29 protein-coding genes and 1 tRNA gene are annotated in these 26,993 nt (G+C 71.2%); 19 read left to right on the top strand and 11 right to left on the bottom strand.

Translation table 11 applies throughout. The features are described 5' to 3' along the window. Positions 1-151: 151 nt before the first annotated feature. The 7 genes from guaB (at position 152) to RWH45_RS03435 (ending at position 8,581) form a co-directional block, all read left to right on the top strand. Positions 152-1,654, top strand: a complete 1,503-nt coding sequence (gene guaB / locus RWH45_RS03465) for an IMP dehydrogenase (protein ID WP_315993523.1) — start codon at positions 152-154, stop codon at positions 1,652-1,654. A 76-nt stretch (positions 1,655-1,730) separates the two neighbouring features. Further along, positions 1,731-2,417, top strand: coding sequence for a TMEM175 family protein (locus tag RWH45_RS03460; RefSeq protein WP_315993522.1), 687 nt, complete (start codon positions 1,731-1,733; stop codon positions 2,415-2,417). A 15-nt stretch (positions 2,418-2,432) separates the two neighbouring features. Further along, positions 2,433-3,548, top strand: a complete 1,116-nt coding sequence (locus RWH45_RS03455) for a GuaB3 family IMP dehydrogenase-related protein (protein ID WP_076673877.1) — start codon at positions 2,433-2,435, stop codon at positions 3,546-3,548. 13 nt (positions 3,549-3,561) lie between these two features. Beyond that, on the top strand, positions 3,562-4,446 hold the full coding sequence (locus RWH45_RS03450; protein ID WP_315993521.1) for an SURF1 family protein: 885 nt from the start codon (positions 3,562-3,564) through the stop codon (positions 4,444-4,446). A 10-nt stretch (positions 4,447-4,456) separates the two neighbouring features. Beyond that, positions 4,457-4,978 carry a DUF3817 domain-containing protein gene (locus RWH45_RS03445; RefSeq protein WP_315993520.1) on the top strand — a complete coding sequence of 174 codons (522 nt, stop codon included), beginning with the start codon at positions 4,457-4,459 and terminating at the stop codon, positions 4,976-4,978. After that, entirely contained in the window at positions 4,975-6,555 is a 1,581-nt protein-coding gene (gene guaA, locus RWH45_RS03440; RefSeq protein ID WP_315993519.1) for a glutamine-hydrolyzing GMP synthase, read from the top strand. The genes RWH45_RS03445 and guaA overlap by 4 nt, the downstream gene beginning before the upstream one ends. A gap of 658 nt (positions 6,556-7,213) precedes the next feature. Continuing rightward, entirely contained in the window at positions 7,214-8,581 is a 1,368-nt protein-coding gene (locus tag RWH45_RS03435; protein ID WP_315993518.1) for a glycosyltransferase, read from the top strand. Between the two features lie 111 nt (positions 8,582-8,692). Here RWH45_RS03435 and RWH45_RS03430 read toward each other — a convergent pair whose 3' ends face one another. Then, positions 8,693-9,406, bottom strand: coding sequence for an MBL fold metallo-hydrolase (locus tag RWH45_RS03430; protein ID WP_315993517.1), 714 nt, complete (start codon positions 9,404-9,406; stop codon positions 8,693-8,695). Positions 9,407-9,478: 72 nt separating this feature from the next. Here RWH45_RS03430 and RWH45_RS03425 point away from each other — a divergent pair, with 72 nt between their 5' ends. Continuing rightward, positions 9,479-10,036 (top strand): TetR/AcrR family transcriptional regulator, encoded by a 558-nt coding sequence (locus RWH45_RS03425; protein WP_315993516.1) that lies wholly within the window; start codon positions 9,479-9,481, stop codon positions 10,034-10,036. Here RWH45_RS03425 and ligD read toward each other — a convergent pair. Continuing rightward, positions 10,003-11,232, bottom strand: coding sequence for a non-homologous end-joining DNA ligase (gene ligD, locus RWH45_RS03420; protein ID WP_315993515.1), 1,230 nt, complete (start codon positions 11,230-11,232; stop codon positions 10,003-10,005). The two genes, RWH45_RS03425 and ligD, sit on opposite strands and share 34 nt — an antisense overlap. Before the next feature lie 235 nt (positions 11,233-11,467). Further along, on the bottom strand, positions 11,468-12,340 hold the full coding sequence (locus RWH45_RS03415; protein WP_315993514.1) for a Bax inhibitor-1/YccA family protein: 873 nt from the start codon (positions 12,338-12,340) through the stop codon (positions 11,468-11,470). Positions 12,341-12,483: 143 nt separating this feature from the next. On the opposite strand from RWH45_RS03415, the gene RWH45_RS03410 reads away from it, so the two are divergent. The 4 genes from RWH45_RS03410 to RWH45_RS03395 all read left to right on the top strand — a co-directional run bounded on the left by RWH45_RS03410 (position 12,484) and on the right by RWH45_RS03395 (position 16,783). After that, entirely contained in the window at positions 12,484-13,494 is a 1,011-nt protein-coding gene (locus tag RWH45_RS03410) for a glycerophosphodiester phosphodiesterase family protein (RefSeq protein WP_315993513.1), read from the top strand. A gap of 10 nt (positions 13,495-13,504) precedes the next feature. Continuing rightward, positions 13,505-14,434, top strand: coding sequence for an NAD(P)/FAD-dependent oxidoreductase (locus tag RWH45_RS03405; protein WP_315993512.1), 930 nt, complete (start codon positions 13,505-13,507; stop codon positions 14,432-14,434). Between the two features lie 178 nt (positions 14,435-14,612). Continuing rightward, positions 14,613-15,692: an ABC transporter ATP-binding protein gene (locus RWH45_RS03400; protein WP_315993511.1), complete on the top strand. Its 1,080-nt coding sequence runs from the start codon at positions 14,613-14,615 to the stop codon at positions 15,690-15,692. Beyond that, positions 15,689-16,783: an ABC transporter permease gene (locus tag RWH45_RS03395; protein WP_315993510.1), complete on the top strand. Its 1,095-nt coding sequence runs from the start codon at positions 15,689-15,691 to the stop codon at positions 16,781-16,783. Before RWH45_RS03400 ends, RWH45_RS03395 begins: the two co-directional genes overlap by 4 nt. Before the next feature lie 34 nt (positions 16,784-16,817). On the opposite strand, the gene RWH45_RS03390 is transcribed toward RWH45_RS03395, so the two are convergent. Both RWH45_RS03390 and RWH45_RS03385 read right to left on the bottom strand, forming a co-directional pair. Next, positions 16,818-17,009, bottom strand: a complete 192-nt coding sequence (locus RWH45_RS03390; RefSeq protein WP_315993509.1) for a hypothetical protein — start codon at positions 17,007-17,009, stop codon at positions 16,818-16,820. Between the two features lie 58 nt (positions 17,010-17,067). Next, positions 17,068-18,063, bottom strand: a complete 996-nt coding sequence (locus RWH45_RS03385; protein WP_315993508.1) for a GTP-binding protein — start codon at positions 18,061-18,063, stop codon at positions 17,068-17,070. A gap of 79 nt (positions 18,064-18,142) precedes the next feature. Here RWH45_RS03385 and ykgO point away from each other — a divergent pair, with 79 nt between their 5' ends. The 3 genes from ykgO to RWH45_RS03370 all read left to right on the top strand — a co-directional run bounded on the left by ykgO (position 18,143) and on the right by RWH45_RS03370 (position 18,960). Beyond that, a complete protein-coding gene (ykgO, locus tag RWH45_RS03380) occupies positions 18,143-18,265 on the top strand; it encodes a type B 50S ribosomal protein L36 (RefSeq protein WP_056226526.1) in 123 nt (40 codons plus the stop codon). Between the two features lie 93 nt (positions 18,266-18,358). Continuing rightward, the gene (locus RWH45_RS03375; RefSeq protein WP_315993507.1) at positions 18,359-18,667 is read left to right on the top strand and encodes an ArsR/SmtB family transcription factor; all 309 of its coding nucleotides are present in this window, start codon (positions 18,359-18,361) and stop codon (positions 18,665-18,667) included. Continuing rightward, on the top strand, positions 18,664-18,960 hold the full coding sequence (locus tag RWH45_RS03370) for a hypothetical protein (protein ID WP_315993506.1): 297 nt from the start codon (positions 18,664-18,666) through the stop codon (positions 18,958-18,960). Before RWH45_RS03375 ends, RWH45_RS03370 begins: the two co-directional genes overlap by 4 nt. Before the next feature lie 132 nt (positions 18,961-19,092). Here the strand turns inward: RWH45_RS03370 and RWH45_RS03365 are convergent, their stop codons facing one another. The 5 genes from RWH45_RS03365 to RWH45_RS03345 all read right to left on the bottom strand — a co-directional run bounded on the left by RWH45_RS03365 (position 19,093) and on the right by RWH45_RS03345 (position 21,539). Further along, positions 19,093-19,317, bottom strand: a complete 225-nt coding sequence (locus tag RWH45_RS03365; protein WP_315993505.1) for an RNA-binding S4 domain-containing protein — start codon at positions 19,315-19,317, stop codon at positions 19,093-19,095. Positions 19,318-19,375: 58 nt separating this feature from the next. Further along, positions 19,376-19,451, bottom strand: a tRNA-Met gene (locus RWH45_RS03360). A gap of 82 nt (positions 19,452-19,533) precedes the next feature. Then, positions 19,534-20,184 carry a GntR family transcriptional regulator gene (locus tag RWH45_RS03355; RefSeq protein WP_315993504.1) on the bottom strand — a complete coding sequence of 217 codons (651 nt, stop codon included), beginning with the start codon at positions 20,182-20,184 and terminating at the stop codon, positions 19,534-19,536. Continuing rightward, the gene (locus RWH45_RS03350; RefSeq protein ID WP_315993503.1) at positions 20,165-21,070 is read right to left on the bottom strand and encodes a DMT family transporter; all 906 of its coding nucleotides are present in this window, start codon (positions 21,068-21,070) and stop codon (positions 20,165-20,167) included. The genes RWH45_RS03355 and RWH45_RS03350 overlap by 20 nt, the downstream gene beginning before the upstream one ends. A gap of 31 nt (positions 21,071-21,101) precedes the next feature. After that, positions 21,102-21,539 carry a MarR family winged helix-turn-helix transcriptional regulator gene (locus RWH45_RS03345; protein ID WP_315993502.1) on the bottom strand — a complete coding sequence of 146 codons (438 nt, stop codon included), beginning with the start codon at positions 21,537-21,539 and terminating at the stop codon, positions 21,102-21,104. Between the two features lie 54 nt (positions 21,540-21,593). Between RWH45_RS03345 and RWH45_RS03340 the strand changes: the two genes are divergently transcribed. Together RWH45_RS03340 and RWH45_RS03335 are read left to right on the top strand one after the other, a co-directional pair. Beyond that, a complete protein-coding gene (locus RWH45_RS03340) occupies positions 21,594-21,962 on the top strand; it encodes a VOC family protein (protein WP_315993501.1) in 369 nt (122 codons plus the stop codon). A gap of 72 nt (positions 21,963-22,034) precedes the next feature. Continuing rightward, on the top strand, positions 22,035-22,973 hold the full coding sequence (locus tag RWH45_RS03335) for a hypothetical protein (protein WP_315993500.1): 939 nt from the start codon (positions 22,035-22,037) through the stop codon (positions 22,971-22,973). A gap of 54 nt (positions 22,974-23,027) precedes the next feature. Here RWH45_RS03335 and RWH45_RS03330 read toward each other — a convergent pair whose 3' ends face one another. After that, positions 23,028-23,435, bottom strand: coding sequence for a YccF domain-containing protein (locus tag RWH45_RS03330; protein ID WP_315993499.1), 408 nt, complete (start codon positions 23,433-23,435; stop codon positions 23,028-23,030). Positions 23,436-23,577: 142 nt separating this feature from the next. Here RWH45_RS03330 and RWH45_RS03325 point away from each other — a divergent pair, with 142 nt between their 5' ends. Both RWH45_RS03325 and RWH45_RS03320 read left to right on the top strand, forming a co-directional pair. Next, positions 23,578-24,054, top strand: coding sequence for a YflT domain-containing protein (locus tag RWH45_RS03325; RefSeq protein ID WP_315993498.1), 477 nt, complete (start codon positions 23,578-23,580; stop codon positions 24,052-24,054). A 160-nt stretch (positions 24,055-24,214) separates the two neighbouring features. Further along, the gene (locus tag RWH45_RS03320) at positions 24,215-26,647 is read left to right on the top strand and encodes an ATP-dependent helicase (RefSeq protein ID WP_315993497.1); all 2,433 of its coding nucleotides are present in this window, start codon (positions 24,215-24,217) and stop codon (positions 26,645-26,647) included. Positions 26,648-26,993: the final 346 nt, after the last annotated feature.

Below are 26,993 nucleotides of genomic sequence, written 5' to 3'. Positions count from 1 at the left end.
ACCGTGTCATCCGCGGTGCGTGCAGCGGCCAGGCCCACGGGAACAATTCCGGGGCCGCCGACGCTTTAGAATTCCAGGCGGAGCGCTTTCCCGGGCGCACCGGCCGACGACGTCCTTTCATCGAGCAGGCGCCGCGCGCGCAGGAGGATCCATGGAGCAGCACGACCCCTTCGGTTTCATCGGACTGACCTACGACGACGTCCTGCTCCTGCCGGGGCACACCGACGTCATCCCGAGCGAGGCCGACACGTCGTCGCGGCTCACGCGTCGGATCACGGTGGCCACCCCTCTGCTCTCCAGCGCGATGGACACCGTCACCGAGGCGCGCATGGCGATCGCGATCGCCCGCCAGGGCGGTATCGGCATCGTGCACCGCAACCTCTCGATCGAGGACCAGGCCGGCATCGTCGACCAGGTCAAGCGCAGCGAGTCGGGCATGGTCTCCAACCCGATCACCACGAACCCGGATGCCACGGTGGCCGAGGTCGACGCGATGTGCGCGCAGTACCGCATCTCGGGTCTGCCCGTGGTCGACCCCGACGGCGTGCTCGTCGGCATCATCACCAACCGCGACATGCGCTTCGTCTCGGGCTTCGAACGTCAGACCACGAAGGTCAAGGACGTCATGACCAAGGACGGCCTGATCACCGGGCACGTCGGCATCCACGCGAACGACGTCATCGCGACCTTCGCGAAGCACCGCGTCGAGAAGCTCCCCCTGGTCGACCAGAACGGCAAGCTCGCCGGTCTCATCACGATCAAGGACTTCGACAAGAGCGAGAAGTACCCCCTCGCCACCAAGGACGACCACGGGCGCCTCCGGGTGGGTGCGGCGATCGGCTTCTTCGGCGACGCGTGGCAGCGCGCCGAGGCCCTGCGCGACGCGGGCGTCGACGTGCTCGTCGTCGACACGGCCAACGGCCAGTCCGCCGGCGTCATCGACATCGTCCGTCGACTCAAGGCCGACGCGTCGTTCGACCACATCGACGTCATCGGCGGCAACGTCGCGACCCGCGAGGGCGCTCAGGCGCTCATCGACGCGGGAGTGGATGCCGTGAAGGTGGGTGTCGGACCGGGCTCGATCTGCACCACGCGCGTGGTCGCCGGCGTCGGCGTGCCCCAGGTGACGGCCATCTACGAGGCCGCGAAAGCCGCGATCCCGGCGGGCGTGCCCGTCATCGCCGACGGCGGTCTGCAGTACTCGGGCGACATCGCCAAGGCGCTCGTCGCCGGCGCCGACACCGTCATGCTGGGTTCGCTGCTCGCCGGCACCGACGAGTCGCCGGGCGAGATCGTCTTCCAGGGCGGCAAGCAGTTCAAGCAGTACCGCGGCATGGGTTCGCTCGGCGCGCTGCAGACCCGGGGCAAGAAGACGTCGTACTCGAAGGACCGCTACTTCCAGGCCGACGTGCCCAGCGACGACAAGCTGATCCCCGAGGGCATCGAAGGCCAGGTGCCCTACCGCGGACCGGTCTCCGCCGTCGCCTACCAGCTGATCGGCGGACTCCGTCAGTCGATGTTCTACGTCGGAGCCCGCACCGTGGAGGAGCTCAAGGCCAAGGGCAAGTTCGTCCGCATCACGTCGGCGGGGCTGAAGGAATCGCACCCGCACGACGTGCAGATCGTCGTCGAGGCGCCGAACTACAAGAAGTAACGCGCTTCCCGCGAAGGGCCGGGTGGGCGACCACCCGGCCCTTCGTCGTGCTCGGCGACGCGGATACGCTGAGCGCATGATCCGGAGCAGGAGTCACCCGGAGGCGTCCGTGTCGACGCGCCGCACCGAGGCGTTCACCGACGGGGTCTTCGCGATCGCGGCGACCCTGCTGGTGCTCGGGCTGACGGATCAGTCGCTCGGGACGGTGCGCACCGACGACGACCTCGTCACGGGCCTGCGCGACCTGGGCCATCCGCTCTTCTCGTTCGTCATCAGTTTTCTCATTCTGTGCGTGATGTGGATGACGCATGTGCGCCAGTTCGAGTGGATCGTCCGCATCGACAATGCGGGCATGTGGATCAACAACGTCCGCCTGCTTCTGATCGTGCTGGTGCCGTTCACGTCATCCCTCGACACCACGTACAGCGACTTCCTCCTGGGACGTGTTCTCCTGCCCGTGAACTTCTTCCTGGCGATCGTGCTGGGGTGGCTGCAGTGGATGTGGGCGGTGCGATCCGGAGCCGTCACCGACCTGTCGGCCGTCGACGCCCGCCGTCTGGGGCGGGCAAGCGTCAGTGCAGTGGTCATCAGCGGGCTGGCGATGGCGCTCAGTCCCTGGCTCGGGTCCATCGGTTTCGTGCTGTTCGCCCTCGACGGACCCCTCACGCGGCTCCTGCGCGGCGCCGATGAGCCGTCGTCGCCGCCGTGGGCCGCTTCTCGCGACGGTGGAGGATCCGACGGGGATGTCGGGGGGCGCGGGTAGGCTGGTCGGGTGACCATGGAGATCGACCTCGGCCGCGCCAAGCGCGCCCGCCGCGCCTACACCTTCGACGACATCGCCGTCGTGCCGTCGCGGCGCACGCGCAATCCCGAAGACGTCTCGACCGCGTGGACCATCGACGCGTTCCCGTTCGAGATCCCGGTGCTCGGAGCCCCCATGGACTCTGTGGTCAGCCCGCGCACCGCGATCGAGCTGGGGCGCCTCGGCGGCCTGGGCGTGCTCGACCTCGAGGGTCTCTGGACGCGCTACGACGACCCCGAGCCGCTCCTCGCCGAGATCGCGACCCTCCCCGAGGCCGACGCCACGCGGCGCATGCAGCAGCTGTACTCCGAGCCGATCAAGCCCGAGCTCGTGCGCGACCGCCTCGCCGAGGTGCGCGCCGCCGGTGTCACCGTCGCCGGTGCCCTCACCCCGCAGCGCACGCACGACCTCTACGAGACCGTCGTCGCCGCCGGCGTCGACCTCTTCGTCATCCGGGGCACCACGGTGTCGGCCGAGCACGTGTCGAGCGTCGCCGAGCCGCTCAATCTCAAGAAGTTCATCTACGACCTCGATGTGCCCGTCATCGTCGGTGGGGCTGCCACGTACACCGCGGCCCTGCACCTCATGCGCACCGGAGCTGCGGGCGTGCTCGTCGGCTTCGGCGGGGGAGCCGCGTCGACGACCCGTGCCACCCTCGGCCTGCACGCGCCGATGGCGACCGCCGTGGCCGACGTCGCCGGCGCCCGCCGCGACTACCTCGACGAGTCGGGCGGACGCTACGTCCACGTGATCGCCGACGGCGGTGTGGGAACCTCGGGCGACATCGTGAAGGCCCTCGCCATGGGCGCGGATGCCGTCATGCTCGGCGTCGCGCTCGCGCGGGCCACCGATGCCCCCGGCCGGGGCTTCCACTGGGGCCCCGAGGCGCACCACGCCAAGCTGCCGCGGGGACGCCGGGTCGCGGTCGACCGCGTGGGTCCGCTCGAGCAGATCCTCTACGGCCCCGCGCCCGTCGCCGACGGCACCGCCAATCTGATCGGCGCGCTCAAGAAGTCGATGGCCACCACCGGGTACTCCGACCTCAAGGAATTCCAGCGCGTCGAGGTCGTCGTGGCCCCGTACGGTCACTGACGCCGGAGACCGCATGACGTCCACTCCCGCGACCGCCCCCGCACCGCCTCAGATCTTCCCGCCCACGCTGCGGGAGGTCATGCTGCGGCCTCGGTGGATCGCCCTCCTGGCGTTCTCGCTCGTGGTGGCGGGAGCGCTCGCGTGGCTCGGGCAGTGGCAGCTCGGGAGAGCCGTCGACACGTCGCCGCCCGAGCCCGGGCAGACCGAGGTCGTGCGTCCGCTCGACGACGTCGTGCAGCCGGGCGACTACCTGCCCGAGCCGCTCGTCGGGCAGAGGGTCGAGGTGACCGGCACGTGGGTGGCATCCGATTTCATCGTCGTGGCGTCGCGCTTCAACGACGACGTCGAGGGCTACTGGGTGACGGGCCAGCTCCGCGTCTCGGGGACGACCGAGCCGACCTCGATCGCCGTGGCGACGGGGTGGACGAGCGATCTCGGCCGGGCGAACGCCGCCGCCGCGCAGTTGCAGGCCGACGCCCAGGCCGACCCGGGTGCCGAGGTCGAGGTGACCGGTCGCCTGATCTCCGACGAGGGCCCCTCGGTCCCGCCCGCCGGGGCCGATCCGCAGACGCTGGTGAGGATGTCGCCGGCCATGCTGCTCGGGCGCTGGAGCGATACGGCGGGGCTGAACGTCTACCGGCAGTACATCGCGTCGCAGACGGCCATCGGCCCCCTCGACGCCATCGCGTCGCCGGCGCCCGACGAGCGCTCGCGCGTCAACTGGCTGAACATCTTCTACGCCGCCGAGTGGGCGGTCTTCGCGGGTTTCGCTCTCTACCTCTGGTACCGCCTGGCGCGCGACGCCTGGGAGAAGGAGGTCGAAGACCTCGAGGACGAACAGTTCGAGGGCGAGCAGCCCGACCCCCTCGCGGCAGAACCCGCGGAACCCCGCGACTAGACTGGCATCCATGCCCCGCGCCCCCAAGCTCGCCTCGTTCCCGGCGATCCGCGGAGCCCTGAAGCTCTACCAGATCTGCTCGATCATCACCGGTGTCGGCCTGCTGCTGCTGGTCGCCGAGATGATCCTGAAGTACACGCCCATTCACGTGGAGCTGTTCCTGGGCGGATCCGGCGGCTTCCTGTGGTTCGCGGATGCCGTCCCCGGCCCCGACTGCCAGTGGTTCTCGCTCTTCGTGCCCGGCGGCAGCGGGTGCGAGATCCTGTCGACCGGCGACGGCGTCAACGTCTCGCTGGCCATCCTCGTCGCCCACGGCTGGTTCTACGTCGTCTACCTCTTCTCGTGCTTCCGCGTCTGGAGCCTGATGCGGTGGCCGTTCCGTCGGTTCGTCTTCCTCGCCCTGGGTGGCGTGGTGCCGTTCCTCTCCTTCATCCTGGAGGTGCGCACCGCCCGCGGCGTGCGCGCCTATCTCGCCGAGCGCGAGGCCGCCCCGGCCTCGGCTCCCGTCTCCGCCCCGGAGGGCACCCGGTGACCGAACAGACCGAAACGTCCCAGCGACCCGTCCTCGTCGTCGACTTCGGCGCCCAGTACGCGCAGCTCATCGCCCGCCGCGTCCGCGAGGCCGGCGTCTACAGCGAGATCGTGCCGCACACCGCCTCGGCGGAGGAGATCGCGGCCAAGAACCCGGTCGGCATCATCCTGTCGGGTGGTCCTTCGTCGGTGTACGAAGCCGGGGCCCCGAGCCTCGACACCGACGTGTTCGACCTCGACGTGCCCACGCTCGGCATCTGCTACGGCTTCCAGGTCATGGCGAAGGCGCTCGGCGGCGAGGTGGCCAACACGGGCCTGCGCGAGTACGGCGCGACCGACGCCACCGTGGTCACCGAGGGGACGCTGCTGCAGGGCCAGCCCGCCGAGCAGAACGTGTGGATGAGCCACGGCGACCAGGTCTCGCGTGCTCCCGAGGGCTTCGAGGTCCTCGCCCGCACCGCGCACACGCCCGTCGCCGCCTTCGCGAACGACACCCGCCGCATGTACGGCGTGCAGTGGCATCCCGAGGTCAAGCACTCCGATCACGGACAGAACGTGCTCGAGAACTTCCTCCACAAGGCTGCGGGTCTGCCCGCCGACTGGAACAGCGGCAACGTCATCGCCGAGCAGGTCGAGCGCATCCGCCAGCAGGTCGGCACCGGTCGTGTGATCTCGGCCCTGTCGGGTGGTGTCGACTCCGCTGTGTCGACGGCGCTCGTGCACGAGGCCGTCGGCGACCAGCTGATCGCCGTCTTCGTCGACCACGGACTCCTCCGGAAGGGCGAGCGCGAGCAGGTCGAGAACGACTACGTCGCGTCCACGGGCGTGAAGCTCATCACCGTCGACGCGCGCGAGACGTTCTTGAACGCCCTCGCCGGGGTCAGCGACCCCGAGCAGAAGCGCAAGATCATCGGCCGCGAGTTCATCCGTGCGTTCGAGAAGGTGCAGGCCGACCTCGTCGCCGAGGCCGCGGCCGAGGGTGAGCAGGTGCGATTCCTGGTGCAAGGCACGCTGTACCCCGACGTCGTCGAGTCCGGCGGAGGTGCCGGCACGGCGAACATCAAGAGCCACCACAACGTCGGCGGCCTGCCCGAAGACCTGCAGTTCGAGCTCGTCGAGCCGCTGCGCACCCTCTTCAAGGACGAGGTGCGCGCGATCGGCCGCGAGCTCGGCCTGCCGGAAGCCATCGTCGGCCGCCAGCCCTTTCCGGGGCCCGGTCTTGGCATCCGCATCGTGGGCGAGGTCACCGCTGACCGTCTCGAGATCTTGCGTGAGGCCGACGCCATCGCGCGCGCCGAGCTGACCAAGGCGGGCCTCGACGACGAGATCTGGCAGTGCCCCGTCGTGCTACTCGCCGACGTGCGCTCGGTGGGCGTGCAGGGCGACGGCCGTACCTACGGCCACCCCATCGTGCTGCGCCCGGTGTCGTCGGAGGACGCCATGACGGCCGACTGGACGCGCCTGCCCTACGACGTGCTGTCGAAGATCTCGAACCGCATCACCAACGAGGTGCGCGACGTGAATCGCGTGGTGCTCGACGTGACGTCGAAGCCGCCGGGGACGATCGAGTGGGAGTAGGCGTCTAGCCTGCTCCCGCGCCGACGTCGTCGGCCGGCTCCGGGGCACCGCCTTCGGGTCGAGAGCGGGGCCCCTACCCCGATCGACCCGAAGACGGTGCCCCTGCGCCGTCCGGCGACGGCGGCGCTCTGTCGGTCCGCTGAGGGTGTGGGGTCGAGAGCGGGGTCCCTTCCCCGATCGACTCGAAGACGACACCCCTCCACCGGAGGGCGGCGTCGTTGCTCTGTGTCAGCCGGTCGAGGTATGAGCGCGCCTGCGGCGCGCAGGTCGAGAGCGGGGCCCCTACCCCGATCGACCCGAAGACGGTGCCCCTGCGCCGTCCGGCGACGGCGGCGCTCTGTCGGTCCGCTGAGGGTATGGGGTCGAGAGCGGGGTCCCTTCCCCGATCGACTCGAAGACGACACCCCTCCACCGGAGGGCGGCGTCGTTGCTCTGTGTCAGCCGGTCGAGGTCCCCTTGGCGGCGAATCCCCCTCAAACCGTGTCACGAGGTGGCCCCGGGGCCACTTTCGTCGCCCCGGGCCACGCACGGCACTCGCGACGTCTGCAGCTGCACGCGCGGCGCCCCGGGGCCACCTTCCGCGACCCGACGAGCAACGCGAGATCACCGAGTCTCGGGCACGCCGCGGGGTGAGCTGCGGGTGGGGGAGGATGGGGACGTGAGCGACGCTGAGTTCCCCGACGCCTGGTACCTCATCCTGTCGAGCAGGCTCATCCCCGACCTCGACGGGGGGTACACGATTTCGACCCTCGCGCGGGCGCGGCAGATGGCGGATGCCGGAGCGGCGCCTCTGCTGCTGACCGTCGACCCGGGAACCGCCGACGCCCACACCGCGCACCGGCAGACCTTCGTCGAGCGAGGGGCCGTGTCGGCATCCGGGCTCTTCCGCAATCTCTTCGACGAGGCCGTCGCCCCTGACGGCGGAGCCGCGGAGTGGGTGCGCGACGCTGCCCACGCGGGTGAGCCGGATCCCTCTCTCGAATACCGGGACGTCGCCGGAGGGGCGGTCGCGCTGCCCACCGTCGTCGACCCCGACTGGCACCTGACGACGGCGCCGATCGTCATCCGGGATGCCACCGGCGGTTCCATCGGGGTGATCGACGGGTTCGGGGCGCTCTACCGCGCGTGGCTCACGCACCTCGGCACGCAACTGCGGGCGCAGAACGAGCGACCTCTCGTCGTCATCTGCGAGTCGCGGCAGCTCGGCGAGCTGGTCGTCGGGTGGGGCGACGAGGACGTCCGGATCGTGCACACCGTCCACACGATCCACCTCGAACCGCCCTACCGTGCCGACTCCGCGCTCAACCCGCTCTGGACGCGCTGGTTCGAGATCGCCCCGCGCTTCGACGCGGTGCTCTGGCCGACGGCGCACCAGCGCGACGACGTGCGCGAACGCTTCGGAACCGCGGCGAACGACCTCGTCGCGCCGCACGCCGTCCGCGCGCCCGGGACGGTCGTCCCCGCGGCGGGTCGCGACGCCGACCTGGTCGTCGTGCTCGGGCGCCTGGCTCCCGGCAAGCGCCTCTCCGCAGCCGTCCGCGCGTTCGCCCGGGTCGTCGCCGAGGTCCCGACGGCACGCTTGGAGCTCTGGGGGGCCGGTGCCCAGCGGGACGAGCTGGACTCCCTGATCGCCGAGCTCGGGCTGGCCGGCGCCGTGTCGCTCCCGGGGCTCACGAACGACCCCGGCGCCGTCCTCGATCACGCGGCGGTGTACCTGACGACCTCGGCGTTCGAGGGTCAGGGGCTCGCCCTCGCCGAAGCCCTCGCGCACGGGACCCCCGCGGTGGCCTACGACATCCGCTACGGCCCGCGCGACATGCTGGCCCGAGGCGGCGGCATCCTGGTTCCGGACGGGGATGAGGATGCGCTCGTCTCGGCTCTCGTCCGGGTGCTGACGGATGCCGAGGCGCGCGAGAGCCTGTCGGCGGAGGCCGTGGAGGCGGCGTCGGCCCTCAGCCCCGCGCGCGCGATGCGGACGCTCGCGGCAGCCTGCGGCGACGCGCTCTCGCGCCCGCGGCGTCGCTGAGCCCGGCGCTGGTCGTCACGCGTCGTCGCGTCGATAGTCGGTGAGGTCCGGGCTCAGGCGCGCTCTGTCTGGCGGATCGCCTTCATGGCGGCGGTCCGTCGGCTGCTGCGATCAGGCGCGCGCGGCCTGGCGGACGGCGCTCACGGCGGCGGCCGGTGAGCCCCGGAACGCCGGTCCGTGACCGGGGAGGACCCAGTCGGCATCCAGGTCGGCGATGTGCGCCAGCGAGGCCACTGCCTCGGCCGGGTCGTCGGTGAAGGGCGCGGGACCCGGGCCAGTGCGGCCGGTGAGCACGTGGCGGGTGGTCAGAGCATCGCCGACGAAGACGGCGCGGACCTCGGGGGAGAAGACGGCGATGCTGCCCGGCGAGTGTCCGGGCATCGAGATGACCCGGGGCGTGCCGGGGAGGTGGAGCGTGGTGTCGCCGTCGATGACCTCGACGTCGGTCAGCCACTGCGGTCGCATCCCCTTGCGGAGGCCGAACGCGGCGAAGCTCACCAGCGGGCCGAGCCGGATCGGGCCGACGGGGTTCTTCGGCTTGTCGCCGCCCCGCGCGCGGTCGGCGTCGGCGGCGTGGACGAACACCGGAACGCCGTGGTCGCGGCGGAGGCGCTCGGCGAAGCCGACGTGGTCGCTGTCGCCGTGCGTGAGGATCACGCCGCGGATGTCGTCGAGCGGGCGGCCGATGGCATCCACCTCGCGCGTCAGATCGGCGTACATGCCGGGCAAACCGGCGTCGACGAGGGTGATCCCGTCGGGCGTGGAGATGAGGTACGAGGCGACGATGTCGTTGCCGAGGCGGTGGAGGGAGGGGGCGAGTCGCATGGGATGACCTTTCGCGGGATGGCTACGAGCAATAGCCATGATAGCTTATCTGTGTAGCCATGAGGAGGCCCGATGCCGACACCAGAACGCACGTCGCTCGCCGAGATCGTCACGCAGGCCGCCCGCCTGCTCGAGAGCGGCGGTCCGGCCGCTGTCACGATGCAGGCGGTGGCGGCGGCCGTCGGGGTCAAGGCTCCCTCGCTGTACAAACGCGTCCGCGACAGGGAGGCGCTCCTCGGAATGGTCGGCATCTCGACGGCGGACGAGCTGACACGTCGACTGTCGGATGCCGGGGGAGACCTCGGCGAACTGCTGACCGTCTTCCGCCGCTTCGGACAGGAGCGGCCCGAGGCGTTCCGTCTGCTGTTCGCGTCATCGATCGATCCGGAGCGGCTCGCGGCGACCAGTGAACCCGTGCTTCGCGCGACGGCGGCCATCGTCGGGTCCGAGCGTGCCCTCGATGCGGCGCGGTTGCTGACCTCGTGGGCGCTCGGATTCATCACGATGGAGCTGACAGGCGCCTTCCGTCTCGGGGGCGACCTCGACGAAGCGTTCGCCTACGGGATGCGTCACATCGTGGGTTCGTTGACAGCGGATCAGGACGCGGTGCGGCCGGCCCAGGGGTCGTAGTCGGCGATCAGCTCCTCCTGCGCCGGGCGCTCGGCATCCGGGATGTGCTGGAGGTTCACGCGGACGCGGTACCAGAGCGAGCTCGAGCCGCGCATGCCGTCGACCATGACATCCGCCGGATGAAGGGCGGCGCTCGCCCGCGGATGCCGCGTCTTCCACGCCTCGAGGGCGTCGAGCGCCTCGGGCTTGGTCTTGGTGCGGGCGACCTCGATGAGCGGCATGGTCGAGGCGCGACGGCCGGAGCCGTCGGAGCCGCGCGGGGGCTTCTCGGCGGGGCCGAGCTCCGTCGCGAGGGCGAGGAGCGCGTCGAGGGATCCGGCGCTGTCGTCGATCCCCGCGTGCGGGTCGCCGATCGCGCGGAATCGTTCGGGCACGGTGAGGACGGTGAACTCCTCGGGCCGACGGTCCCGCACCTCGTCCCACGTGAGCGGGGTCGAGACGCGGGCGTCGGGGAGCGCGCGGATGGAGTACGCCGAGGCGACCGTGCGGTCCTTGGCGTTCTGGTTGAAGTCCACGAAGACGCTCTCGCCGCGCTCCTCCTTCCACCACCGGGCCGTGGCCAGTCCTGGCGCACGGTTCTCGACCTCACGTGCGAGGGTCTCCGCGGCCAGGCGGACGTCGGCGTACTCCCACTCGGGGCGGATGCGCACGAGGATGTGCAGGCCACGGGATCCCGAGGTCTTCGGCCAGCCGGTCAAGCCGTGGTCGGCCAGCACGTCCCGCGCGATGAACGCGACGTCGACGATCTGCGACCAGTCCACGCCTGGCATCGGGTCGAGGTCGACGCGGAGTTCGTCGGGGTGGTCGAGGTCTTCTGCGCGCACGGGGTGCGGGTTGAGGTCGAGGCAGCCGAGGTTCACGACCCACGCCAGGCCCGCGGCATCCCGGATCACCGTCTCTTCGGCGGAGGTGCCGGAGGCGTAGCGCAGGGTCGCGGTGTCGATGAAGGCGGGGTGGTTCTCGGGTACGCGCTTCTGGAAGAACGGCTCCTGGTCGAGACCCTTCGAGAAGCGCTTGAGCACCATGGGCCGCCCGCCCGCTCCGCGCAGGGCGCCGTCGGCGACGGAGAGGTAGTACCGCACGAGGTCGAGCTTGGTCAGGCCCGGCTCCGGGAAGACGACACGGTCGGGACTGGTCACGCGCACCTCCTGGCCGTCGATGTCGAGGATCTCGGGAGGAGTCTTGGCGGGGCTCATGCCGGGAGGCTAGTGCCGCGGCATCCGGCGCCCGTACCCCTTGCGGCAGTGCGGGGGTGGTGTGCGGGTGTCGCGCCGCGGCCTGCGCGGCGCGGGCGTGAGTGTCCAGGACACGCCGCGTGTCGTCCCCGGTCGCGGCGTGTCTTGGACACTCGACGGGAGAGAGGGGCGTCAGCGCGGGAACGACGAAGGGCCGCCCCGAACGGGACGGCCCTTCGCGCGACGGATGGAGACGTCAGTTGTTGCCGCGGACGATCGCGATGAGACGCAGGATCTCGACGTACAGCCACACGACGGTGACCATGATGCCGAAGGCGCCGACCCAGCCGTAGACGCGGGCGGCACCGTTGCGGACGCCGCGCTGGATCTGGTCGAAGTCGAGCACCAGCGAGTAGGCGGCCATGATCACCACGAAGACGCCGATGATGACGCCGAGCGGGATGCCGAAGATCTCGACGTTGCTGCGCAGGCCGAAGGCTCCACCGGCGATCGGGACGTTGAACAGCATCAGGCCGAGGTTGACCAGGCTGAACACGAGGTAGCCGACCATCGCGATCATGAAGATCTTGGTGGCGCGGGCCGACGCGCGGATCTTGCCGCTCGCGAACAGGGCGAGCGTCACACCGACGACCGACAGGGTGCCCAGCGTCGCCTGGAGGACGATGCCGGGGAAGATGAACTCGAAGAACGCCGAGATGCCGCCGACGAACAGGCCTTCGAACGCCGCGTAGGCGACGAAGACGGGGACGGAGGGCTTCTTCTTGAAGGTCGCGACCATGGCCAGCACGAAACCGACGAGGCCACCGACGATCATCGGAGCGGCGCTCGGGTTCGGGTTGGCCGCGCTGACGCCGGCCATCGACCAGATCCAGCCGACGACGGCGGTGACGATCAGGATGCCGAAGAGGGCCAAGGTCTTCATGACGGTGTCTTCGACCGTCATGCGGCCGGTGTCGACGGCGCTCGCCGACGGTGCGGCGTACGCGCCTTCGATCGACGCGGCGGCGGCGGGGTCGACGGCCGGGGGCGGGCTGTAGCGCGTCTGGGCGCCACCGGCTCGAGGGTCCTGGAACGCCGGGTTGTTGAATGCCGGGTTGTTGAGGGCCACGGGAACTCACACTCCAAAAGATGGTGATCACAGCACCGTGCTGTCAGACAACACTAGCCGAGAGGGCCGCGGGAATCCTTGTGCTGACTGGGATTCTGCTTTGAGCGGACCCGCTGTTCACCCGCCCTCGCTACCGTGACGGGGTGCCTGTCGTCATCGGTCATCGCGGCGCCCCCGGATACCTCCCGGAGCACTCCCGATCCTCTTATATGCGTGCGATCGCGGCGGGGGTGGATGCCGTCGAGCCCGACGTCGTCCCCTCGAAGGACGGCGTGCTCGTGGTGCGGCACGAGAACGAGATCTCCGCGACGACCGATGTCTCGACCCGGGCGGAGTTCGCCGCACGGCGCACGTCGAAGGTGATCGACGGAGAGCGTCTGACGGGCTGGTTCACGGAGGACTTCACGTGGGCGGAGCTGCAGACCCTCCGCTGCCGCGAGCGCATCCCGGCGATCCGGCCCGCGAGCGCCGCGCACGACGACGTCGATCCCGTACTGCGCCTGCGCGACGTCCTCGATCTCGCGCGCGACGGCGGCGTCGGGGTCGTCCTCGAGATCAAGCACGCCGCGGCCTTCTCCGGCCTCGGGTTCGACATGGCCGAGCTCGTCGCGGCCGAGGTGCGCGAGAGCGGATGGGCGGATGCCGCGGACGCGCTGGTGATCGAGTCGTTCGAGCCCCTCGTGCTCGCGCGGCTGCGGGAGCGCGGCATCCGGGTTCCGCTCGTGCAGTTGATCGAGGCGGACGGGGCTCCCTGGGATCTGCGCGAACGCGACGGCTCCGACGCCGCGACCTACGTCTCGATGCTGACGGGGACGGGGTTGGACGCGCTCGCCGATACGGCCGAGGGCATCAGCCCCGACAAGAGGCTCGTCCTCGCCCCCGACCGGTGGGGGCGTGCGAAGGGACCCGCCGCGTTCGTCGGCGCGGCGCACGACCGCGGCCTGCGCGTGTTCACCTGGACGTGCCGCCCCGAGAACGCCTTCCTCCTGCCGGGGTACCGCCGGGGTGGCGGGAAGGCCGCTCTCGGCGACTGGCGGGGGGAATGGGCCGTGCTGCGCGACGCCGACCTGGACGGGGTGTTCGTCGACCACCCCGACCTGGGCGTGGAGTTCTTCCGGGCGCAACCCCGCCCGTCCTCCGGCGCGTCCGCGTGAGGATGACGGCATGACGGTGGATGTGACGGTGGTCGGCGGCGGCATCTCGGGGCTCGCCTGCGCGCGGGCGGTTCAGGATGCCGGGCGGTCGGTGCGCGTGCTCGATCGCGGTCGGCGCGTGGGCGGGCGTCTGTCCAGCCGCACGATCGACGGGCGCGCGGTGGATCTCGGGGCGTCGTACTTCGTCGTCGGCGAGGCGGAGGGGTTCGCCCACGTCGTGGCCGACTGGGAGGAACGCGAGCTCGCGCGCCCCTGGACCGACACGTTCCAGGTGATCCAGCCCGACGGCTCGCACGCCCCGAAGCCCGGACCGATGCGGTGGGCGGCTCCCCTCGGACTGCGCTCCCTCGCGCTCGATCTGGCCCAGGGGCTGGACATCGAGGCGGAACGCGTCGTCGGGCGCGTCGAGCCCTTCCGCGTCGACGGCGAGGACGCCGGCGAGGTGGTGCTGGCCATGCCCGCGCCCCAGGCCGCGCGGCTGACGGGGGAGGCCCCGGGCGGGGAGCAGGAGTGGGAGCCCGTGATCGCCGTGGTGCTGCGGTGGGACGAGCGGCGGTGGGATGCCGACCTGCACGGCGCTTTCGCGGCCGATGACGCCGACGTCTCGTTCCTCGCCGACGACGGCGACCGGCGCGGGGACGGCGCCCCTGTGCTCGTGGTGCACACGACGAGCGAGCGCGCGCACCGCCACCTCGACGATCCGGACGCGGCGGTCGCGCCCGTCGTGGCCGCGACGAAGCGTCTGCTGCGGATCGACGACGACCCGGTCGCCACCCACGCGCACCGGTGGACGTTCGCTCGTCCGACCGAGACGACCGGCGAGCCGTTCTTCCGCTCGCCGGGCCTGTCGGCGTGCGGCGACGCCTGGGGCGAGAGCGCGGCGGTGCGCACCGCGTGGACCTCGGGCGATGCGCTCGGGCGGACGCTCGCGGCATCCTGAGCCGTCGTCGGGACAGAGCCGACCGCGGCTGCCGGACGAGCGGATCCGAGCGCGCGCGACACGCGCGGGCGGCGAGCGGATCGAATCGGCGCGTTCGACTGCCGAGGCGGGCGAGGCGCCCGTGCGCCGGCACACGCGGGGGATCGGCGTGCCCGGGGGGTCGACCTAGGGTGGGCCCATGGAAGCCGGAATCGATGTGGCGGGGGTCAGGCGCTCGTTCGGCGCGGTGCAGGCGGTGCAGCACGTCACGTTCTCGGCGGCGCCGGGCCGGGTGACGGGGCTCGTCGGGCCGAACGGGTCGGGCAAGACGACCCTCATGCTGATGCTCGCCTCGCTGCTGCGTCCCGACGACGGCACGATGCGTATCCGCGGGGTCGACCCGCTGAGCGATCCCGCAGGTGCTCGCCGCCTCCTGGGATGGATGCCGGATTCTCTCGGCGCCTGGCCGGCCCTCTCCGCGCGCGAAGTGCTGGTGGCCACCGCGCAGCTCTACGGCCTGTCGCGCGAGCACGCCCGGGCTCGCGCGGACGAGCTCCTCGTGCTCGTCGACCTCGTCGGTCTCGCCGACTCCGCCGCGCGGGTGCTCTCGCGCGGGCAGAAGCAGCGGCTCGCCCTGGCCCGTGCGCTCGTCCACGATCCGCAGGTGCTGCTGCTCGATGAGCCGGCGTCGGGTCTCGACCCGCAGGCCCGCATCGCGCTGCGCGTGCTGTTGCGGCGCCTCGCGGCAGAGGGGCGCACGATCCTGATCTCGAGCCATGTGCTCTCGGAGCTCGAAGAAGTGGTCGACGACGCCGTCTTCGTGGTCGACGGGCGCACGGTCGGTGGCGACCGGGTCGCCGCTGCCGCCACCCGTGTGCGGCCGTGGCGCGTCCGTCTGCTGACCGACCCCTCGCGTGCGAGCGCGGCCGCGCGCGCCGACATCGCTTCAGCGCTGGGGCGCACGGCCGCCGAGGTGGGTGTCGACCGCCGCGACGTGCTCGTCCCGTTCGTCGACGAGACCGCGGCCGTCGCCGGATTTCGCGCGCTCGCGAGCGCCGGGTTGCCGGTCGTCGAATTCGCCCCGGCCGTGGGCGACCTGGAGCATGCGTTCCTCGACCTGCGCGCGGACACGCGCGCGGCGGAGGGTGCGCCCGGGGCGTCGGACGCCGCCCCGACCCCGCCGGGTGAGGCATCGCAGACGAACACGGCGCCGGGCACGTCACCGGGAACCGGGGGCGACTCCTCGGTCGACCGATTCGACGACGGGAGCCGCGCATGAACCTCCACCGACTGGGAACCATCGTCGGGGTCGACCTGCGTCAGCGTGTGCGTTCGGTCGCCTGGTACGTGCTTTTGGGCGTCTTCGCGCTCATCCTGCTCGGTCTGCTGCTGCTGTCCTTCGCCTCGTTCGCCCTGTGGAGCGGCGGTGACGAGTGGTTCTTCTCGATCGTCATCATGCTCGTGCTGCTGCTGGTCCTGCTGGTGTCGCCGACGCTCAGTGGAAGCGCCGTCAACGGCGACCGGGATGCCGCGACCCTCGCGCCGGTGCAGGTGACGCTCGTCACCACGGGGGAGATCGTCATCGGCAAGTTCCTCGCCGCATGGATCTCCGGGCTCGCCTTCCTCGTGGTGGCGGTGCCGTTCCTGCTGGTGTCGACGTTCGCCGGAGGGCTGAACCCCCTCGTCATCCTGAGTTCCCTGGCGATCCTCGTGGTCGAGATCGGGATCGTGGCGGCCATGGGTGTCGGACTGAGCGCGATCGTGGCGCGCCCGCTCTTCTCCGTGGCGAGCACGTACCTCATCGTCGCCGCGCTGACGATCGGGACGCTGCTGGTCTTCGGGCTCGGGGCGACGGCCCTGCGCACCTCTCAAGAGGTCGTGACGCGCGACTTCGACTTCGCGGCCGTGCCCGACGGGTGCGACCCGTTCGCGACGTCGTCGCAGAACGGATGTCCGTCCGCCGGCGAGATCGGCTGCGTCGAGAACACCAGCTACACCGATGTGCCCCGCTTCGATCGCGTCTGGTGGGTGCTCGCGGCCAACCCGTTCGTCATCCTGGCCGACGCCACGCCCCCGACCTACGACCCCGACCACGGCTCCCCGAGCGACCTGTTCTCACAGATCGCCTACGGCGTGCGCATGGCGCAGATCGCGCCGGAGCCGCGCGTCGAGTACGACTCCTGTGCGACGTACACGTCGGAACAGGTTCCCGACTACACGACCCCCGCGCAGCAGATCGAAGGCACGGCGCCCAGCTGGTTCGTCGGTCTGCTCGTGCAGATCGTCGTCGCCGGTGGATTGTTGGCGTGGGGAACGGCTCGGACGCGCACGCCGGCGAGGCGCCTGCCGCCGGGGACCCGGATCGCCTAGGCACCCGCCCTCGGGCGCGGAACGCCGCCGCGGCTCAGGCGTGGCCGTCAGCCGCGGGGAACCCCGGGTCGGGCTCGACGGCGTCGCCGGTGTGGTCGTCGAGGTCGACGTGCTCCTCCGCCTCGGCGGCGTCTTCGCGGACCTCGTCGGTGACGGCGTCGGTGGGCGCGGCGGAGTCGGCGTGGGCGTCGTCGGAGTGGCGGGAGGGGATGTCAGGAGTGCTCATGACTCCACCGTGCTCCTCGACGCCGTGCATGCGAACCGGCTTGACACGTGCGTGCGGGTCAGTCGCCGGCATCCGGGATCGAGGGCTGCGTGGCGGGCCAGGCCGGAAGGGGATCGGCGAACGCCGCCCAGGCGGCCGGGCCGGCCGCGAGCTCGGCGTCGGTGAGGGCGGCCTCGTCGAGGATGTGCGCGAGGCGCGGCGCCGACAGATCGAGACCGGTGAAGGCGATCTCCTGACCGAGGCCCATGCGGCCGTCGTCGGCGCCGAGGGGTTCGATCCACATCGCCGAGCCGACGTGCTCCCAGCGGGCCAGGATGCCGGGCCGCGAGGCGAGGCGGCAGAAGCCCGCTGAGCGCACGAGACGACCGGCCGCGCCGTCGTCCAATCGGTCGAGGGCGGCGGACAGGCGCTCGGGGTGGAAGGGGCGCACCTGCTCGTAGACGAGCGTCGCGACGCGGTTGTCGCGCATGAACGGGGCGTGTTCGCCGTTGAGCGCCCGCACCCATCCCGCGCGCTCGAGCAGCTCGCCCTCGTGCCTCGCGGGGGAGCGCAGGTCGCTCACGGGATCACGGGACAGTCGCAGCACGGCGCGGGGATTGAGGTGCGAGGCGAGTGCCATCTGCACGGCGAGAGCGGGTGTGGGGACATGCTCCCAGTTGATCCACACGATGCGGGTCGCGAGCTCGAGCGCGAGCGCGGCCTGGCGCGCGCGGGCGCCGACGTCGCCACGGGTGTCGCCGGGGCGGGCGGATGCCACCAGGGCGGCGTCGTCGAGCAGGTCGCCGATCATGTGGCGGGCGTCGACGACGCAGACCGCGTCGACGTCTGCTCCTCCGCGAGCCACGAGCGCGTGGATCAGATCGACGTCGCTGGCGAGGTCGACGACCGCGTGGTCGTCCGAGGCGCGGGGGCGCGGGGTCGGGAGAGCGTGCGCGGCTCGTAGACCGGCGAATCGCAGAAGGTGAAGAGGGCGTTCGAGAGCGACGGCGGTCCTCTCGGCGTAGGACCGGCGTTCCGGGGCGCAGACGCCCATGATGGCGATCGTGCGGGGCATGGCATCCACCTCTCGGTTGTCTCGGGATCGTGAACACCCTAGCCTGTTATTGATAACGGTTATCAAAAAGGAGGATGCCATGAAGGTCCGCGCATCAATCAAGTCCTTGAAGAAGCAGCCCGGCGCGCAGGTCGTGCGTCGGCGCGGCAAGGTCTTCGTGATCAACAAGCTGAACCCGCGCTTCAAGGGGCGGCAGGGGTAGGCCCAGGAGTGACGCTGCGATAACGCGAACGAGAACCGTTCCCGACATGACAAGCACATTGCAATCTGTTTATGCGTCCGGTGGAGTGAGGGCGTGGACAAGATCGCGGGACTCGACGAGGCCGCGGAGCTGTTCAAGGTCCTCGGCAGCCCGTCGCGCCTCGCGCTCGTCTGGCTGCTGAACCGCGAACCGCTCACGGTCGGCGCGCTGGCAACGTCATCCGGACTCTCTCAACCGCTCGTGTCGCAGCATCTGCGCACTCTGCGGCAGGCGGGCCTGGTGACCTCGGAGCGTGACGGGAAGGAAATCCGCTACGCCCTGGCCGACCAGCACGTCGCCCATGTCGTGCTCGACGCGATCGCCCACGTCACCGAACCGACCGACCAGGGGAGCGAACAATGAGCACCGCCGAAACCCACGCCGAGCACACCGTCGACGAGCACGCCCACGGCGACGACTGCGGACACCAGAAGATCGAGCACGGCGATCACATCGACTACGTGCACGGCACCCATCACCACGCCCTGCACGGCGACCACTACGACGAGCACGAATCCCAGGCCGAGCACTCGGTCGGCGACCACCGTCACGGCGACGACTGCGGCCACGAGAAGGTGGAGCACGACGACCACGCCGACTACGTGCACGACGGCCACCGTCACGCGCTGCACAGCGACCACTACGACGAGCACTGACCTGCTCCGGCGGCATCCCGTGTCACGAGCGCGGGATGCCGATCTTCGGGCCCGTCTTCCCCGCGAGGGGAGGGCGGGCCTCTGCCGTGTCCCGGCGGGCGCGAGAGCCGCGCGCTCCGCCGGCTGCGGGCCTCAGATCTGGACGCGGAAGGAGCGACCCTCGAAGGCGATCACGTCGCCGGCCTGCAGCTGACGCCCGCGTCGCCGTTCGATCTCGCCGTTGACCTGGACGTAGCCGTCGATGATCGCCTCTTTGACGTCACCGCCCGAGTCCAGCACGCCCGCGAACTTCAGGAACGGGCCGAGGCGGATCATCTCGCTGCCGACCGAGACGTCCTGGGGTGCGGGGGAGGTCATTCCTCCAGCATGGCAGGTGACGGGGAGTGCTCGGCATGGTGCCTCGGCGGCGGGGACGTGGACGCGACGGCGGGAGTCGAACCCGCCACGCCTTCGGTTATGAGCCGAGGCCCGGGACCGCCCGGATCGCCGCGATGTGCCCCCACGCTAACCTCGCCCCGCCGTCCCGACGAAGGTGCGTTGCGGTGCGTGACGGGAGGTGTCGCCGCGTGTCGCTCAACCCGCGCGCCGCCGCTCGATGATCGCCCGCGTCGAGTGCTCCAGGTGCGCACGGACGGCGTGTTCGGGGTCGCGCAGCGCCTCGGTCACGTAGGCGCCGTGCTCCTCGGTGAGGGCGCCGGACGAGTACGCGGGCCGCACGTGCGTCAGCAGCAGGTGCATCTCGGAGTCGAGGCGGCGGTATTCCTCCGCGATCCGCGCGCTGCCGGCCGCTTCGACGAGCGCCAGATGCACGCGGGCGTGGGCTGCGAGCGTCGCCGCCCAGTCACCCGATGCCTCCGCCGCAGCCAGCTCGTCGAGCGCCGCGTCGACGTCGGGAGGACGGATGCCGCGGTCGCGGACGATCCGCAGCGCCTCGGTCTCGAGGGCGCACCGCAGCTGCTGCAGCGCGACGAGAGCGTCATCGTCGAGCGACGACACCCGCACGCCGCGGTAGGGCTCGGCGGTGGCGAGTCGTTCGGCGGTGAGCCGCGCGAGCGCCGTCCGGGCGGTGTGGCGCGAGACGCCGAAGGTGTCGCTCAGCTCCTCCTCGCGCAGGGGTGCGCCGGGCGCGAGCTCCCCCGACAGGATGCCGGCGCGGACGGCGTCGGCGACGACATCGGCCGCGCGAGGACCCGGGGTGGGGGCGTCACGCGCGAGACGTGGCATCCGGAACCTCCTGACGCCGACGAACGGGAGCCGAGACCACGGCGAGACCCGCCGCGATGAGCGCGAGACCGAGGGCGCCCACCGGGGTGAGGTGCTCCTCCAGCACGAAGAGGCCCAGGAGGGTCGCGGCGAGCGGCTCGGCGAGGGTGAGTGTCGACACCGTCACCGCGGTGAGGCGCGCGAGCCCCCATCCGAAGAGCAGGTACGCGACCGTGGTCGTGACAACGCCCAGCCAGAGCGCGAGCGCGAGACCGTTCGGGGTGAGCAGCCACTCCGTGCCCGCGAGCAGGAGGACGGGGACGCTCGCGACCGCGGCCACGCCGAAGACCGTACCCATCACGCGCGTGGAGTCCCACCCCCTCTCGATCAGGGCCTTGCCGCACACCGTGTAGAGCGCGTACGACATCCCCGCGCCGACCGACCCGAGCAGTCCTCCGGGGGCCAGCGCCACGGTGCCGCCGGTCACCCCCGACACCAGCACCACCCCGGCGAGGGCGACGGCGGTGGCGAGCATCCACCGCGCAGAGGGGGCGCGGCGCAGGCGCACGGCATCCACGATGCCGGTCGCGATGGGGGCCGACCCGAGCGCGACGACCGTGCCGATGGCGACGCCGTTCTCGCGCGTGCCGAGGAAGAACAGCGGCTGGTAGGCGAGAACGCCGATCGCACCGACCGCGATGAGCGCGGCGGTCGACGCCCGCGTCGCTGTCGCGGGGCGGGGCGCGGATCTGCGGGCGAGGGCGAGCACTCCCAGGATGCCGCCGCCGACCACGATGCGTGCCGCGCCGACGGCGATCGGCGAGGCGTCGACCCCGGCCAGGGCCTGCGCGGTGCCGGTCGTGGAGAAGCACAGCGCCGCAGCGAGGATCGCGAGAGCGGGAAGCATGGATGGATTGTTACACAATCCGCCCGTGACCTCAGATCCGGAGGGCCGCCACCATGGAGCGCAGCGCGCGCAGGGCGGCCTGCTGCTCGGCATCCGTCATCCCGTGGAGCATGCGCCGCTCGACATCCCGCACGGCCGCGCTCGCCGCGGCGAGCGTCTCGTGGCCCTTCGCCGTGAGGCGTGCGGGCAGGACCTTGCCGGAGGTCGGGGTCGCGGGTCGCTCGACGATGCCGTCGCCTTCGAGGGTGTGGAGGAGCACGTTCATCGACTGCCGGGTCACGAATGCCCCGCGCGCGAGGTCGGAGTTCGACAGGCCCGGGCGCTGCGCGAGCAGCTCGAGGCAGGAGTAGTGCGTGATCGTCATGCCGAGCGGGCGGAGCACGTCTTCCATCGCCGCTCGCAGCGCGCTGGCCGCCTCTTTCAGCAGATAGCCGAGGGAGGTGTCGAGATCGATCCGCTCTTGCGTCATGTCAGTATTCTGACATACGCTTGATGTCAGATAACTGACACACAAGGAGTTCTCATGCCTGTCACCGGTCCCGACTTCGTCTCCCTGCAGGTGCGCGACCTCGCCGCCTCCCACGCGTTCTACGAGCGCTACCTGGGCCTCGAGCGATCGCCCGCCGGCCCGCCGCACGCGGTCGTCTTCTCCACCGCCCCCATCGCCTTCGCGCTCCGCGACCTCGCCCCGGGCACCGACCTCTCCGGCGTCGCGCAGCCCGGCGTGGGCGTCGCCCTGTGGCTGCTCGCGACCGACGTGCAAGCGATCCACGACGCCCTCGCCGCGGACGGCCAGCGCATCGTCATGGATCCGATCGACGGTCCCTTCGGTCGCACCTTCACGTTCGCCGATCCCGACGGCTATCACGTCACCCTCCACGACCGCGGCTGAGCGGCCCGGGGAGGCGGTCGAGCCCCGACCGCCCCGAGCGGACGCCCAGCCTGCGACGGGTAACGTTGACGCATGGCGACGACGGCGGGGCGAGGCATCCTGGCCCTGGGCGTCTTCGGCATCCTTCTGGCCTTCGGTGCGGTGATCGCCGTGCTGGTGGATCCCTTCGCGCGGGTGCCCATGATGGTCGACCCCACGACCGAGTGGCTCGCGCGCGTGCTTCTGGCCCTGGGCGTCGCCTGGCTCGTGATCGGCATGCTCGCCGCTCGCACGAGCCTGGTCCGTCGGCCCGGCGCCGCGGCCGCGCGCGCGACCTGGATCGCCTCGACGCGACCCTGGCGGGCCCGCGAGTCGAGCCTGGGTCTGCTGCCGTTGGATCGCTGGCTGATGATCCTCCTACCCGGCGGGCTGCTCGTCACCACGCGCATCGTCCAGACCCCGCGTGACGGACTCCTCGGCGTCGCCGTCGCGATCCTGGGGTGGCTCCTGTTCGCCACCGCCGTGCGGCTCCTGCTCGGCCGCCGATCGCCGTGGCCCATCATCGCGGCGGTCGGGGGAGCCCTCGTGCTGCGCTGCGTCGTCGGGCTCCTGGCCGTCGCCCTGTCGGGCCCCGACGGCGTATGGCCGTCGCTGTGGGCGGTGCCGGCCGTGCGAATCCTCTACCTGATGGTGGCGTTCGCCCTCGTGGCGTGGGTCTTCGTCGCCGCGGGCTGGTCGCTCGCTCCGCAACTCGGTCGCCCTCGCGCCGCGGGCATCGCCCTCGCGGGCATGGGGATCGGCTACGCGCTCCCCGCCGCCACCGTCGCCGTCGCGGGAGCGGGCGACGCCCTGCGCTCCTGGAACGAGCAGATCGGCATCCTGCCGTGGGATCTCGCGCGCCTCACCGGTATGCGCGACGGCGCCTTCCCGGTGGAACTCGTGAGCGTCACGGCCGTGATCGGCGCGATCGCCACGATCGTCGGCATCCTGCTCGCCCTGCCGCGCCGCGTGTACGCACGCCGCACGCGCTGAGACTCGGCGCCCTCGAGCGCCCGATCGCGGACGCCCCGCCCGCGTGGGCGACGTTCAGCGACCGAGCGTCTGATCGAACGGTCCGCCGCGGCGGATCTCGCGCACCTCTTTACCGAGCGGGAACAGCGAGACGGGCACCAGCTTGAAGTTCGCGATACCGAGCGGGATGCCGATGATCGTGACGCACAGCACGAGCCCCGTGACGATGTGCTCGAGGGCGAGCCACCAGCCGGCGAGCACGACCCACACGAGGTTCCCCAGGAACGACCCCACGCCCGCCGTCGGCTTCGCCACGATCTCGCGGCCGAACGGCCACAGCGCGTACAGCCCGATGCGGAACGAGGCGATGCCCCACGGGATCGTCACGATCAGGATGCAGAGCACCACCCCCGCGGCGAGGTAGCTGAGGAAGAGCCAGAAACCCGACAGCACGAGCCACAGGACGTTGAGGATGAGGCGCATGCGTCCATCCTCGCGGTTCGGAACGCGGCGCCCGACGGGTTTGACACCGCTTCACCTAACCTCCCGACGGTGGGGGTGCAAGCGCCCTTCGCACACCACCTCGGGGGTCTAGCGTGGGGCACCCCGAGGGAAGGAACCGATCATGTCCGACGTCACCCGCGCCACCCCCGAACGCCGCGTCCTTTCGAGCTTCAGCGACTACACGGGGGCACAGGCCGCCGTCGACCGCCTGTCCGACGCCGGGTTCCCCGTCGAGCACACCGCCATCGTCGGACACGGCGTACGCATCGTCGAGCAGGTCACGGGGCGCATGACCCGTGGACGGGCGGCGCTGCTGGGTGCCGCGTCGGGCGCGTGGTTCGGCCTGATGATCGGCGTGCTGATCGGTCTGCTGAGCGTCGGAGGATTCCTCGGGTTCGTGCTGCTGGGTCTCGTGCTCGGTGCCGTGTGGGGCGCGGTCTTCGGTTTCGCCGGACACGCCTTCACCGGTGGTCGCCGCGACTTCTCGTCGGTGCAGGGCTTCGAGGCCGAGCGCTGGGACGTGACGGTGGATGCCGAGCACTTCTCCCGCGCGCAGTCGCTGCTGTCGTCGGGTGCGGCGGGGGAGGGTCGCGCGTAACGTCGGCGGCACTGCTGTCGGGCGGGTTCCGGCGTCGTGGGGCACCGCGCGTGGCCCCGGGGCGTCGGGGGTGACCCCGGGCCACCGGCGCGCGTCGCGCTCGTGAGGCCGCCCGGCCGCGAGGCCGATGTCGGAGGCCCCGCCTAGACTTGAAGGCGCCATGACCGACGCCTCCACGCCCCTCATCGTCGGCGGTTCCGCACCGTCGGCCGCCCGACCCGACGCCGATCTGCTCGAGGGGCTGAACGGTCCGCAACGGGAGGCCGTGACCTACCGGGGTCAGGCGCTGCTCATCGTCGCCGGCGCCGGCTCGGGCAAGACGAGCGTGCTCACCCGGCGCATCGCCTCGCTGCTGCGCACGCGCGAGGCGTACCCGAGCCAGATCCTCGCGATCACCTTCACCAACAAGGCCGCCGGCGAGATGCGCGAGCGCGTCCATCAGCTCATCGGGCAGAAGGCCGACGGCATGTGGATCTCGACCTTCCACTCCGCGTGCGTGCGCATCCTCCGCCGCGAGGCGGAGCAGTTCGGCTTCACGAAGTCGTTCACGATCTACGACTCCGGCGACTCGCGCGCGCTCATCAAGCGTCTCGTGAAAGAGCACGAGGGCGACTCGTTCGGCCTCACCCCCGCGGGGACGCAGAGCCGCATCTCGAAGCTCAAGAACGAACTGGCAGACGCCGAGTCGTACGCCCGCTCCGCCAACATGAGCGACCCCGCCGAACGCGTCTTCGTCGAAATCTTCTCGTCCTACCAGCGCGAACTGCAGCGGGCCAACGCCTTCGACTTCGACGACCTCATCGCCCAGACCGTCTACCTCTTCCGCGCGTTCCCCCAGGTCGCCGACGTCTACCGCAAGCGGTTCCGGCACATCCTCGTCGACGAGTACCAGGACACCAACCACGCGCAGTACGCACTGATCCACGAGCTCACGCGCCCCGTCGGCTCCGACGCAGAGCCGTTCTCCTCGGGCGGCATGATGATCTTCGACGCGGAGCCCGCGGGCGAGGACGCGGCATCCCTCACCGTCGTCGGTGACTCCGATCAGTCGATCTACGCGTTCCGCGGTGCCGACATCCGCAACATCAGCGAGTTCGAGCGCGACTACCCGGGCGCCAAAGTCGTGCTGCTCGAGCAGAACTACCGCTCGACGCAGAACATCCTGTCTGCGGCCAACGCGGTCATCGCCAACAACTTCGACCGCAAAGACAAGAAGCTCTGGACCGACGTCGGCGCGGGCGACCCGATCATCGGGTTCACCGGCTACTCGCAGCACGACGAGGCGCAGTTCGTGGCCGACGAGATCGAGGCCCTGCACAAGAAGGGCGTCGACTACTCCGGCGTCGCGGTGTTCTACCGCACCAACTCGCAGTCCCGTGCGCTGGAGGAGATCTTCATCCGCTCCGCGGTGCCCTACAAGATCATGGGCGGCACCAAGTTCTACGAGCGCGCCGAGATCAAGGACGCCCTCGCCTACCTCGTGGCCGTCGCCAATCCGGCCGACTCGATGGCCCTGCGCCGCATCCTGAACCGTCCGCGTCGCGGTATCGGCGACGTGACCGAGACGGCGATCGCACGCTATGCCGCCGAGCACGACATCACCTTCCGCGACGCCCTCGCCAACTCCGCTCAGCTCGGTGTCGGCCCCAAGCTGCAGAAGGCGATCGATCAGCTCGACGCCGTGCTCACCGAGGCCACGGCGGTCATGCTGCCGGCATCCGGAGAACTCGCCCCCTCCACCTCGGTCACCGAGGGCCTGACGCTGCTGCTCAACAAGAGCAGCTACTTCGACGCTCTGCGCGCGAGCAAAGACCCGCAAGACGAAGCGCGCCTCGAGAACCTCGACGAGCTCATCGCGGTGACGCGCGAGTTCGCGCGCAACAACCCCGAGGGCACGATCATCGACTTCCTCACCGAGGTGACCCTCGTGGCGGATGCCGACGACCTCGACGACGCGTCGGGCTCGGTCTCGCTCATGACCCTGCACACCGCGAAGGGCCTCGAATACGACGCGGTGTTCCTCACCGGAGTCGAGGAAGACCTGCTGCCGCACCGGATCTCGGCCAACGAACCGGGCGGGCCGCAGGAGGAACGTCGTCTGTTCTACGTCGGCATCACGCGCGCCCGCAAACGACTGCACGTCTCGCTCGCGATGACCCGCGCGCAGTTCGGCGAGGTCACGGTGGCCATGCCGAGCCGGTTCCTGCAGGAGATCCCCGCCGACCTCATCGACTGGCGTCAGTCGCCGGGCGACGTGAACGGCCGCGGCGGATCGCAGTCCCGCGCGCTCAACGCGCGCGGCCGTCGCCCCGGCCAGCCCGGCGGGGGCAATCGCTACGGCGACGACCTCGTCCCCCTGCCCAAGCGCGCACCGGCCGACCCGAGCAAGTTCCCGAACCGCATCCCCGCGAAGGTGCGCGACAACGGCGACATGGTTCTGGCCGCGGGTGATCGCATCCGCCACGACGACTTCGGCGAGGGCCGAGTGGATGCCGTGACCGGCGAAGGCGCGAAGCGCGTGGCGCACGTGCGCTTCGACACGGTGGGTCCGAAGAAGCTGCTGGTGAAGATCGCGCCGATCGCGAAGCTGTAGCGCGTCCGCGCGAGGCGGGGGAGGTCACGCGGGCCGACCCGCTTCGGTGCCTGCTGAGGCGGGCGACGGGCTGCGTCGGTGCGTGCTTCGGGCTGCGGGGAGTGGGGCCGCAATGTGGTTCGGGGCGAGTTTTTGCGTTCCGGGCGTGATTTCTCCGCCCCGAGTCGAGGAATTCGCCCCGAACGCCCCGCACGGCGACCCGCCGCCGCGCACGCCGACCCGCCGCCCCGCACGGCGCCCCGACGCCCCGCACGCCGACCGCCGCCCCGCACGCCGACCCGCCGCCCCGCACGGCGCCCCGCCGACCCGCCGCCCCGCACGGCGCCCCGGCGCCCCGCGCATCAGC

This window comes from Microbacterium galbum (assembly GCF_032464915.1).
GTDB lineage: Bacteria > Actinomycetota > Actinomycetes > Actinomycetales > Microbacteriaceae > Microbacterium > Microbacterium galbum.
This window is presented reverse-complemented; position numbering and strand designations above follow the sequence as displayed.